We start from the raw sequence: 11,223 nt of genomic DNA on the forward strand, positions 1-11,223 counted from the left end.
ACTTGAAGCGCATCCTGAAGCTTGGTCGGCTCCGATTGCGCGGCCCGCAAGGTGCCCAGGATGAGTTTGTTCTAGCCGCCATCGCCCAGAATCTGAGGCGATTTGCATCGCTGGTCGCACGACCGCCACCGGCTCAGGCTCTGCGCATCGCGTAGCGTAGCGTCGAAGTTGCGTAAAATGCGTCAGGGCCAGCGCTTCAGAGCGCGGCTCAACGAAAGGCCCAGCGGCCAAATCCATTGCAGCCGACTTTTGCAACAAAATCGACCCTAAACGGACATTGCGCCCTATTGCAGTCTTCGCGCTGCAATGTCGATATTGGACAAACCACATGTTATCCGCCATCGAAAAGAGACGGCTTGAATGACTGAGCCTCTGACATTACGCACGGTGGTTATTGGAAACAGTGGCGCTGGCAAGAGCACGTTGGCCGAAGCTCTCGCCAATTTCGCCCATATCCCTGCGATTGATCTCGACCTGCTGCACTGGGAAGAAGGCACATATGGCCTGAAGCGAAATGAAGACGTCGCACGAAAGATGGTTCTGGATATCTCTGACCAGCCGCACTGGATTATCGAAGGTGCATTCGGATGGCTCGCAGAAGTGGCCCTTCCCAGAGCTACCGCTCTCATTTGGTTAGATTTTCCGTGGAGCGTTTGCCGCGCCGGGTTACTGGCTCGCGGCCTAAGGCGGGGAGCAACAAGTCATGATGGCGCGGAATTGATGAAGTGGGCGGAAGCCTATTGGACTCGCCAGACACCATCCTCCTTTGCGGGGCATTCTAGAATGTTCAACGATTTCTCCGGCACCAAGCTGCGGCTGGAGAGCCGAGAACAACTTGCGCAATTGCTCGAAAATTTACGTGCCAATACGACTAATACCGACCTACGGCCTTAACACCACGTGGCAAGGCGACGGCAGCGTCTGACCACCGCTATTGGCCCTTAACTGAAAAAGGCCAAGCCGATCTGGACGCCTGCTGTTGGCAGGAGACCGGACGCGGGCCGCGCTCGCCCGGACTGCCGCCTTTGACCCAATGCCGACGCAGGCCGGGCAGTCAGCTTTTTTGACAATACTGGAATCGCCACCCGATCAATAATCTTCTACGTTCGCAGGCTCGCAACGCCATCACGGCTGAGCGCAATATCTGGTGGTGATGAGTCTACGGGAGGCCAATCCAATGTTCCGCATGACAATCGGCTTCATGCTCGCGATTTTCCTCGCAGGGCAAGTATCGGCGTCGGACATACGAAGAGTGGTGACGGGACCCGACGCAAAGGACAGCAAATCGGCTGCCATAATGGACGGCCGGATAGCGATAGCGCCATTGGCGAACGATCTGGGTTCGGCAAATCTTTGGGTCACTAGCGGGTTGCCTATCATTCCATCAAAGGGGGACACGAGAGATAAATCGGTTGGTGTATCTCCTCCCGAAAACGGTACTCAGTTCGGCGTTGTCGAGTTTGCCCCATTCAATGCTGATCGTCCCACTCCGCCGATCTGGCATCGCACTCGCACCGTTGATTACGTCGTGGTCCTTGCGGGGGAAATCGACTTGATGCTCGAAGACTCCATGGTGCATCTCAAGGCCGGCGACACGGTCGTCCAACAGGCTACCAACCATGCCTGGGTCAATCATGGAAAAGAGACTTGCCGCCTGGGATTCGTGTTAATGGACGCGAAAATGCCGTAGGTCAGAAGGTCTGCTGCTGGCCCCTGGCTGACCTCAGCTCAGAGCGCGGGGATGTCCGCTTCGCGCAACTGACCCGACCAAGGTCATACTGGCTGGAGAGGGCAGCCTTTGACCTAAACGGACTCAGGGCAGTTGGTATTCTGCTCGATCCCAAAGTGATACGATTTCCGACTATCGACGGACCATGCTGGAGCTTCTTTGATGTCTTATCTACCGCCGAAGTGGCCGATCCCTGCTGATGTAAAATGGATCGAGGTCAATGGATATCCCATGGCCTATCAAGATCGTGGAGCTGGCCCGCCGCTTGTCCTGGTCCATGGATCGTTTTGTGATTATCGAATTTGGCCGGATCAGATCGAACCGTTTTCCAAACAACATCGAGTTCTGAACGTAAGCCTCAGGCACTATTTCCCTGAACTGTGGGACGGCGTGGGAAACGATTTCTCATTCGCCCAGCACGCCGACGATGTGGGCGCCTTAGTAGAAAAGCTGAATCTTGGACCGGTCCACTTGTTGGGCGTTTCTCGCGGCGGTGCAGTTGCTATCGAAGTGGCGAAAAAATATCCTGACCTCATCCGAACCCTCATTCTGGCGGATGCAGGTGTCAGGCTTGAGCTTCCTGAAACGGAAGCGAATTTAAAGGCGACGGCCTTCCGTTCAAATTTGTTTGCTGAGTTGCGGAAAGATGTAGCCAATGGAGATGTTGAGGGCGGCACGGCCCGCTTCATGCATCGCTTGGTCGGTCCGGACTTTTGGCAGAGTTTGTCAGCGGGACGGCAGAAAGAGTTTCTTCAGAATATTCGGACCGCGATCGTCGATGATCCACTTCCTCTCACCACAGACGAAGATTTGCGGAATTTCAATTTCCCCGTCCTTATGATAAATGGCGAGAAATCGCCGCCACTGTATGGTGTTTTGATCTCCGAGATGCAAAATCGGGGCAATTTCGAGCCGCCGGTCATTATTCCTTACGCGGGTCACGCAATGACCGCTGAGAACCCAAAGGCTTTCAATCAAGCTGTTTTGAAGTTTACTTCGGAGCTTTGAAAACAGCCTTTTCCGGTACACCTTGCATTTCCGTTTTTCGGTCCAATGACTGCCCGCGCCGACGAGGTGATGGAATAGAAACTGCTGCGGTGCACGAGTCCGTTCCTGGCCCATCTGCGACTTCGCAGACTAGCCGCTCTTCGGCCGCTGTTGGCAGTAAATCGGACATCAGGCGCGGGCGCCGCTTAGCAGGTACATGCCATGTGCCGGAGACTCAAAAAGCATCGCCGCGCCCAATCTGTTAGCCATGCTGCGTTCAAGTCCTGCCTGCCCACGGCAGCGAAAGCCGTGCCGGTCGGCCCCGACTAGATCCACGAAATCAAGTACGACGGTTATCGCCTGCGCATCGAGCGCTAGGGCTAGACCGTGCGGCTGGTCGCGCGACGCTACTTGCGATCGCCGAGGCCCTGGCCCAGCGCGCGGCCGATAGAGACGTGAGGTCTCGGCGGCCCTGCAGGGCTTCATCAGCGGAAACGCCACAAGGCGCTTTGACGTACAGCTCGCGCTTCCAGTGCAGGGAGCCGCGTGATATTCCGGGAGGGCAGGCCGGAGGGCCTTGCGCCGCAACGCGAGAGCGACCACTCCATCCGCTGCACGATCTGCGGCAAGATGCTGGACATGCGCGACCTCGGTGACGTGCTCGAACATCTGCACGGGCGGGAGATCGAGGAAGAGCGCCACGACGCATTGACGGAGACCCAGCGTGACATGCACTCGCGGTGACGGCACTCACTAACGTCGGCTTAAGCGGACTGACCGGGTCATCGCGGCACCGACAGATCTGCTGTTCACGCTGGCCGATCAGACAATTCTCTTGAGATACCGCTCCATATTCGCAGAGACGCGTCGGCATGCTTGCAACAGCCTTATGGCTGGCGAAGTGAAGTCGGAGGACGTTGGTCAAGCGGCGAAGATAGTGTGCGCGCAGCGTGGAGAGGACAGCGTCGAACCGCGCTTGGTCGCGCTGGATGCGCCCGCGTTCGTGATGGTAAGATACCACTGGTGGAGAGGCTTAGCGCCGGCCTTTAGTCATATTTCACGGCCGGCAAGCGTTCCGCAAAATGCAAAGGCCGCAGCGGGAGGTTTGAACCGCTGCGGCCGGCGCATTTCGAAAAATACCGGGTCAAAAGGACAAGTAAAATATGCAGCCAGCCCCGGTGACAAAATTCTGCTCTAACTTCGCCTCGTTTGCAAACACAATTTCGGTGGAACCGAAATCCATCGGACGGGCATTTGGTTCCGAAACCGGAACGATTGCTATTCCTTTGGCGCGTGTGAGACCACGGATCAACAGGTGATGGCGAGGTAGGTACAGACGCTGATCAAGATGATTAACCGAGGGTTTGACGGCGGCTGAAATCGCACCGAGCTTCGAAGGCGTATCGTCCGCTCAAACGCGAGGCCGAAGACATGGAGCTTTCGCTGCAAAGCGAGGGGACTCCCGCCTATGCGAAACCGTAGGCCCGGCTGGGCTACCGTAAGGCGGTCGAGTCTAAGAGATTTATAATCGGTCTGAAAGGCTTTCGAACCTGATTGATTCGGCGATAAGCTGGCCGTGTGACGCCGGCAACAGTGCACGAACAAGAACTTCCCCCCTTTATGGTGGCAATCGGCGCGTCCGGCGGCGAGGGTCTAGGGGACATCAAGGACCTCCTTGCTGCCCTGCCCGCTGATTTGCCCGCAGTCGTGCTGGTAGTGCTGCATCGTCCTAGTGATCAGATCAGCCGTCTGAAGGAGGTGCTCTCCCAGGGATCGCAAATGCCGGTTTTCATTGCCGAGCATGGTGATCGGTTCCGTGCCGGACGGTGCTACATCGGCGAACCTGATGCTCATCTCACGCTGGCGGCAAAAAGCAATGTGCGGCTGGTGGAGGGGGCCGGTGATAGGCACCGCAATCGGACAATCGACATTCTCTTCGAGTCGATCGCTGCTCATGCCAAGGTGCGGGGGATTGGCGTAGTGCTGTCGGGCTTGCTCTCAGATGGATCGCGGGGGTTGGAAGCGATTGCACACGCTGGCGGAGTGACCATGGTGCTTACTAGGGACGGAGTGGCTGAGCCCGGAATGCCGCAGAATGCAGTCGCCTATGACGGGCCAATCGATGTGCTTGGTTCGGCGGCAACGATTGCTCGTGAGATTATCCTTCGCGTGGGAGCTTAGAGGCCGAGTTGATTAAGCACATGCGATGGTTGCTGGGTTCTGGAGAACTTGGCAAACCCGCAAGGCGCCAATTGCCCGTGCGGCTCAGCTTTGAAGTCTACTGCTTCTTTAAGTTGGAATAGCGAGGTTCGACTGATGCCTGGCTACGGAGCCGCGGTTCGCACCATTCCAACCCTGCTACTATTTTTGCGCTGTCTAAAGGTGACCGCTATCACGCAAGTTATGGCAGCTGTCATTCCAAGACAACCGCTTACAGGTTGGGCAGTCGTATGCGCGCACGCCGGATCATAAATATCGATAGACGAGTTGGCCTCATCTCTTTGGAGGTAGCATTCCGCTGTTAGGCCATGGCATCCGGCGGCCATGGCATCCGGCGCGGGCACCGGGACGGTTGCTACGCGCGATCTAAATCGACAAGATATGCCAGGACCAGTCTTCGGTCTGAGCTTGGACAGATGCGTTTCGATAGATGGCAATCTCGGCTTCGTCAGCTCTGCGAACTGTCAACTTAGCCGTCGAGGAGCAAAGCGGGAGGCCGTTTGATGTAATCGTGGTCATGTCATCACGAACCCAATCCTCTTTGCACAACTCGAATGCTTCCCGAAAATTCTTTGCCTCGAACGCGAACGTAGGTTTGCCGTCAACGTCCATTGCGAATACCGAGCCCGAGAAAACAGTCATTGACACTCACTTTTCATCAGTATCGCGTTTCGCTTCGCTTCACATTGGCTCACGACCGGCGCATTTGGCCGAAGCGTCCAGCCACAGGTGGCCTCTTTTGGCCGCAAGCAAACGCCCGCTCGTGGGCCCGTTGCTGACTTTTGCTTACGGGCCGCGATCTCTGCCTTCAGGAGATAAGCCGATCTCAGTCAAGTAGGTGTCGAGATCAGCCTTTGACCCAGAGCGGAATTTGGCCTGATTGGCACAGCCCATCACGCGGTCCCGCCTCTATGGAGTCAGTTGCTGGCCTCAGCCATGTGCCGCATCGCCCGCCTCCGACAGCCAGATTAGGTCTCCCTTGGCACGCCTCCTCGCGGAGCCTTTGGGACTAACCCAGAAACAGCTCCGCACGGAATTTAGTTTGCCAAATGGACCTTTATCTATAGTTCTCCATATGGAGAACTATCCTCGATCATCGCTTGATGCAGCCTTCCACGCTCTCGCCGACCCCACCAGGCGGGCAGTCGTCAGCCGACTTACGAGGGGCCCTGCACCCGTCAAGGAACTAGCGGAGCCCTTCGATATGGGACTGCCGGCCTTCATGAAACATCTCCGAGTCCTTGAGCAGGACGGTCTGATCAGTTCCGAAAAGATCGGCCGTGTCCGCACGTGCCGGGTCAATACCGAGAGGCTGGCGGCTGCCGAATCGTGGCTCTCCGAGCAACGTGAGCTTTGGCAGGCGAGAACGGATCGGCTTGCGAAGTATGTCGAAACGCAAATGTCAGGGAGCATTGAAGATGACGCCTAAAGAATCTGAACTCACCATTACCCGAATGATCAATTCGCCGCCGGCCGTCGTCTGGAAAGCATGGAGCACGCCCGAGCATCTGCCGAAATGGTGGATACCCGCCCCCATGGAATGCAAGGTAATAAAGCTGGATCTCCGCCCGGGTGGCGGATTTGAGACGCTAATGCGCGAGGGCGGCGGCGAATTTCAACCACATGTCCAAGGCTGTTTTCTGGAAATCATTCCCGAAGCCCGCCTGGTTTTCACGACGGTCCTGACGGAGGGTTGGCAACCGGCCGAACCCTGGCTGGCCTTGACAGCGATCACAACTTTTGAGTCAGAAGGAAGCGGCACCCGATACTCGGCACATGTACTGCACAAAAATGCTGCGGACTCCCGAAAGCATGAAGAGATGGGCTTCCACGATGGCTGGGGGACCACGATCGAGCAACTCGCGGCATTTGTCGAACGATTGAAGTGAACGGGCGACGAGGACGCGTAGAGCAAGTCAGGCCGCGCCGTTAGACTCTGTAAGTTCGAACTTGACCGGCCGTCCAGTTTTCTTCTGGCGGACGCTTGCTCTACGACGGAGAGCCTCTCGCCGAGAACACCGCGATACTTCCGTATCTGGGTAAGCGATTTGGACTTTGGCCGACCGATCCGATAGCGGAGGCAAGAGCGCTATCGCTGATAGGCTTCTTGGCAACGAATGTTCATCCTTCCGTCGCGCACATGTGGAGACCAGACCGTTATGCTGCCGACCCCGCTGTGCATCCTCAGATACTAGAGAGGGGACGCGAGACGTTTGACGGATACCTCCGTCAGATCGACGGCAAGCTGGCTGAGCGAAACTGGTTCTTGGACCAATACTCGGTGGCCGATCCCTACCTGTTCGTTTTCTATCCTTGGGGATTGCGCCGAGGCTACCCTATGCAAGAGCTAAAGAGCTTCTCAGCCTTCAAGGATAGAATGTTGCAGCGGCCGGCCCTACAGCACATTTTGGCGAAAGAAAAAATCAATTTGTAAAACGTGTCCTGCTCGAGCTCGTTGACTTCCGCTGTTGGCCCGTAGCTGACTTGCCGTCCGCAGCCGGTCGAGGGCCGCTTGTGACCCTGGCTCTGTGAAAACGCCGTGCTGGCGTGCGAGCAATCTGGCATCACGGTGACTTTGCCCAAGCCGATGACATCGGGTGCGAAGGCTTCGGGACGCTTCGGCAAACAGGACTTTGCTTATCTGCCAAATGAGGATGTTTATCGCTGCCCTGCCGGTGAGAAACTCAAATATTATTATACCAACGACGAAGACGGCCAGAAGCTGCGCAACTATTGGACGAACGCCTGCAAAACCTGTCCACTCAAATGAAGTGCACGCCGAGCCCACAACGCCGTATCAAGCGATGGATGCACGAGGACGTTCTCGAACGCGCTCAGGCGCGGCTCGACAAGAATCCAAACGCCATGCGCACACGCCGCGAGACCGTCGAGCATCCGTTCGGCACACTGAAGATGCGCATGGGCGCGACGCACTTCTTGTGCGTGACGCTGCCGAAAGTAGCGACCGAGATGGCGCTGTGCGTGCTCGGCTACAATCTGACACGCGTGCTGAACATCGTCGGGATGAAACCGCTGCTGGCGGCGGTGAGGGCGTGATACGGGCGTTGCCGCGCGCCGTTGCGGTTCATGGGGCGCGTAAAAGAGCCCCGACATTGCCTCAGGATGAGTTCTGGTCGAGCGGCCGTAAAACTTGCCCAAATTGATCGGACCGCGATAGCCTGAGTTCGACCGCGCCGGTCCGCGTCATGCAACAGCGTTTTTACACGACTAAGACCCGAAGCGGACTCAACGAGCTGTTCGCGCGACGTAAAGGGTATGTTCCCGCAAAGAAAACGCGCGGTGTGTGCCGTTCCGGCAACGAAAGATATTTAACAAGTTCCTTCCAGGGCGAGACCGGGACCGAACACGTCCGCCATGGATGGCCAGACCACCGCTAACCCATTGCGACCAGCCGCAGTTCCGATAATGTGCTCAGTGATGGATCACGCAACCCCAAACCTTCCCTCGCGAGACTTCGAAATAACTGCGAAGTTCTACGAGGTGCTCGGCTTCACGGAAGGCTTTCGTGATGAGGGATGGATGATCCTCAAGTGCAACAGCCTTGTTATGGAGTTCTTCCCCGATCCCACCGTCGATCCAGCGAGCAACGGCTTTAGCTGCTGTCTGCGACTCGACGACTTGGATGCATTTTATACAAGCTGTACTGCGGCAGGAATCCCTCAGACCCACACAGGTGCACCACGACTGCATCGGCCGGTAGTGGAGGATAGTGGCCTCCGGATCGGAGCTCTGATCGATCCGGACGGCACGTTGCTTCGCCTCATCCAGAATCCGAAGTAAACGGCGGATGAGGTCGGCTTATGGCCCGTTTGCGACATGCCGGCTCGATCTAAGATGTCCGCTTATCCGGTCAGACCGGAAGTCCTCGCCTCGCGGGCAAACGGACGAGATTGACCCGAACCTGACCTGCCGCACGCAGCCGGTGAAGGACCGCTTGTGACCCGAGCGGACGTCGTTGCCTCGCGAGACCTGCACCGCGTCGGGACAGTTCTGTCGCCAATAGTGGAGCAATCAAGAGCCAAGTTTCAAGCCGAGCCATCCGCGGCTGGGGTCTGTCGCGCCGCTTTCTCTTGCGCAAGAGCTGCTTCCAGCCCGGAGATGTTTTCCTGGAGGCGCTGGTTGTTTTCCAGCAGACGCCGACTGGTGAGGAGGAGGATGTAGTAGCCGAATTGCTGATTACTTTGAAAGTAGATTTCAAGCAACCTTTCATAAGTTATAGTCAGGACTTGTCCGTCTTCTATGCACTCGACCGTTCCGGTTCGTCGGTTATCGGGCGCAAGGAAGCCAAGTTCTCCCATGAGACGCCCTGGCGGAATTTCGACGCCGATCTCTTTGACGAGAAACTTCCCAGTAACGGTGAGAAACATTTCGGCCGCCGCATCACCCTTCCTAAATAATCTGTCGCCATGGCGATATCTGCGTTCGGTCATGAACGGTTTGAGCCATTCCATCGACATGTCACCTTGCATCGCGTTACGTGCCTTCTTAACGAGCCTGAGCAGTTGACGGAGACGAACGGCATTGACCGGCAGCAACAGCAGATAAAGCAGTAAGGTGGCGACGCTACCGGAAAGTGCGCCAGAGGTTGCGAAGAATGCACAGCCGACCATATTCGCGACCCGCAGCGGCACCATTCTCTGCATCAGCAAGGTAGCGACAAAGAAGATTGCGCCGAGCAAGGCAAACATGTTGGCGAGCGTGATGTTGGCCAACACAATTTCCAGCAGCCGATCAAACAGTGCGTCGTAGGTGATGTTGTTGGGATCAAGCCCCATTTGAACCAGAATCTTTGCAATCCTGAGATTATCTGCCGCCGTATCAAGGATGCGGTTTAGTATCGTGGAAAGATCTGCACTGATGGGCTCCATCGGATCATCTCTCACAAACGGTCAGTATTCCCCGAATATATATCCCGTATATTGATGATCGAGGGGCGATATTGAAGGCGCCTTTTGTTGCGGCGCATGAGTCCGAAAGTGGCCCGAATGGGAAGTCCGGACCGGCTTTCGTGTTGTCCGGTTATCGGGATAGACCGGAAGCTGTTGGCCGAGCGCCCCGACCGACGCGATCGACCCGAAGCAGACCTGACCGCAGAGGCGGTACTTTGGGATCGCAGGCTCGTCGGGCCGCGATCGGGGGACTGCGGCCTTCGGAGGCAACCTGTTGCTCAGGTCGCCGCAGCGATTCTTCGATTGCGGCACGACCTAATCGCTCCGATTAAAGCTCCCATCGAACGATTTCTTCGTCATTCGGGGGCATCGGTCGCCGTCAACGCTTTAGAACCGCCTCTAGCGAGCTGTGTGTCCCCGGCAGGACTGTGGCGTCACTTCGTTATCGCAGCTTGCCGAGCCACAGCGCAGAGAGCGACGGGCGATTGCGCACGCCGAACTTGGCGTAGATCGACTTGACGTGGAAGTGTGTGGTGTTCGGACTTTGGTCGAGCTTCTGCGCGATCTCCTTTTCCGCCTGCCCGTCGAGCAGTGCGAGCAGCACCTTCCGCTCGGCAGGTGTCAGAGGCGCGTCGGCGATGAGTAGACCGTGGCTGAGCAATTGTTCTCGATGAAACCATCTCAAGGCGCGCATCACGAAGCCGAGACGCTGGCCGTCCTGCACCGTAAAGCGGGGTGCCTGGGCATCGCGAAACACGAACAGGCGAATCCTCACGTCGTCATTGAGCGCAATGCGCACGGAAATACTGTCGGCGAAGCCGACGTCCAAATAGTGCCGCCGATAGTGCTCGCCTTCGAACCATTCCGGCGGCAGCGCTTCGAACAGCAGGCGGACGCGGAAGGGCTCATCGCCCGACATTGAAAGAATCTGCGACAGGTCGACTTTGTCGGACCAGAGCGTATCGAACTGCTTCTGCACAGATGCCGCCACCGCCGGTAAAGGGTCCAGCACCCTGACGAGGCGCGGCCGCCAGCCGAGTAAGGGATCGTCCCCCTTCGGCGAAGGCAATCGCACGACCACACCCCAGAGCACATTGCGTGCCGACAACATGGTACGCAGGGTGGACAGCAGGTGGGTCAGCGCGGCGTCACCGTCGGCGACTGAGAGTCGGCCAGCTGATCCCAGAGTGCATAGATTTCTTGATTTCGCGGATCGATGGGATCCGTGGAGAGATGCATGCCATTCCCAACGTGTGCAGAGTCCCCGACCTCGGAGGTCGCTGACCTGCGCGGACATACATAAAGCACAGCGAACCACCTTTCTAGGTAGTTCTCAGGCGCATCAAGTGGCGCGATAGGTTTGGCAGGCAACCCTGC

The 11,223-nt window shown here is 57.1% G+C and carries 10 protein-coding genes and 2 pseudogenes; 10 read left to right on the forward strand and 2 right to left on the reverse strand.

Annotated features, from left to right (window positions below):
* From IVB27_RS09215 to IVB27_RS09260, 10 genes and pseudogenes are all read left to right on the forward strand, one after another.
* A pseudogene (locus IVB27_RS09215) lies at nt 1–155 on the forward strand (IS5/IS1182 family transposase); the annotation flags it as partial.
* 205 nt (nt 156–360) lie between these two features.
* A complete protein-coding gene (locus IVB27_RS09220) occupies nt 361–894 on the forward strand; it encodes a P-loop NTPase family protein (RefSeq protein ID WP_247443043.1) in 534 nt (177 codons plus the stop codon).
* Between the two features lie 283 nt (nt 895–1,177).
* Nucleotides 1,178–1,690 carry a cupin domain-containing protein gene (locus IVB27_RS09225; RefSeq protein WP_247443045.1) on the forward strand — a complete coding sequence of 171 codons (513 nt, stop codon included), beginning with the start codon at nt 1,178–1,180 and terminating at the stop codon, nt 1,688–1,690.
* Between the two features lie 201 nt (nt 1,691–1,891).
* Nucleotides 1,892–2,737, forward strand: coding sequence for an alpha/beta fold hydrolase (locus tag IVB27_RS09230; protein WP_247443047.1), 846 nt, complete (start codon nt 1,892–1,894; stop codon nt 2,735–2,737).
* A 525-nt stretch (nt 2,738–3,262) separates the two neighbouring features.
* Nucleotides 3,263–3,460: a hypothetical protein gene (locus tag IVB27_RS09235; protein ID WP_247443049.1), complete on the forward strand. Its 198-nt coding sequence runs from the start codon at nt 3,263–3,265 to the stop codon at nt 3,458–3,460.
* A gap of 876 nt (nt 3,461–4,336) precedes the next feature.
* Nucleotides 4,337–4,897, forward strand: coding sequence for a chemotaxis protein CheB (locus IVB27_RS09240; RefSeq protein WP_247443050.1), 561 nt, complete (start codon nt 4,337–4,339; stop codon nt 4,895–4,897).
* A gap of 1,114 nt (nt 4,898–6,011) precedes the next feature.
* A complete protein-coding gene (locus IVB27_RS09245) occupies nt 6,012–6,365 on the forward strand; it encodes an ArsR/SmtB family transcription factor (RefSeq protein ID WP_247443051.1) in 354 nt (117 codons plus the stop codon).
* Entirely contained in the window at nt 6,355–6,825 is a 471-nt protein-coding gene (locus IVB27_RS09250) for an SRPBCC family protein (protein ID WP_247443054.1), read from the forward strand. Before IVB27_RS09245 ends, IVB27_RS09250 begins: the two co-directional genes overlap by 11 nt.
* Nucleotides 6,826–7,475: 650 nt before the next feature.
* Nucleotides 7,476–7,993: pseudogene (locus IVB27_RS09255) on the forward strand (transposase); the annotation flags it as partial.
* A 378-nt stretch (nt 7,994–8,371) separates the two neighbouring features.
* Nucleotides 8,372–8,737 (forward strand): bleomycin resistance protein, encoded by a 366-nt coding sequence (locus IVB27_RS09260; RefSeq protein WP_247443056.1) that lies wholly within the window; start codon nt 8,372–8,374, stop codon nt 8,735–8,737.
* A gap of 245 nt (nt 8,738–8,982) precedes the next feature.
* Here IVB27_RS09260 and IVB27_RS09265 read toward each other — a convergent pair whose 3' ends face one another.
* Both IVB27_RS09265 and IVB27_RS09270 read right to left on the reverse strand, forming a co-directional pair.
* Nucleotides 8,983–9,825, reverse strand: coding sequence for a Crp/Fnr family transcriptional regulator (locus tag IVB27_RS09265; RefSeq protein ID WP_247443057.1), 843 nt, complete (start codon nt 9,823–9,825; stop codon nt 8,983–8,985).
* A 463-nt stretch (nt 9,826–10,288) separates the two neighbouring features.
* On the reverse strand, nt 10,289–11,143 hold the full coding sequence (locus tag IVB27_RS09270; RefSeq protein ID WP_247443059.1) for a helix-turn-helix transcriptional regulator: 855 nt from the start codon (nt 11,141–11,143) through the stop codon (nt 10,289–10,291).
* Nucleotides 11,144–11,223 lie beyond the last annotated feature (80 nt).

The sequence above is a fragment of the Bradyrhizobium sp. 197 genome (assembly GCF_023073375.1).
Classification (GTDB): domain Bacteria; phylum Pseudomonadota; class Alphaproteobacteria; order Rhizobiales; family Xanthobacteraceae; genus Bradyrhizobium.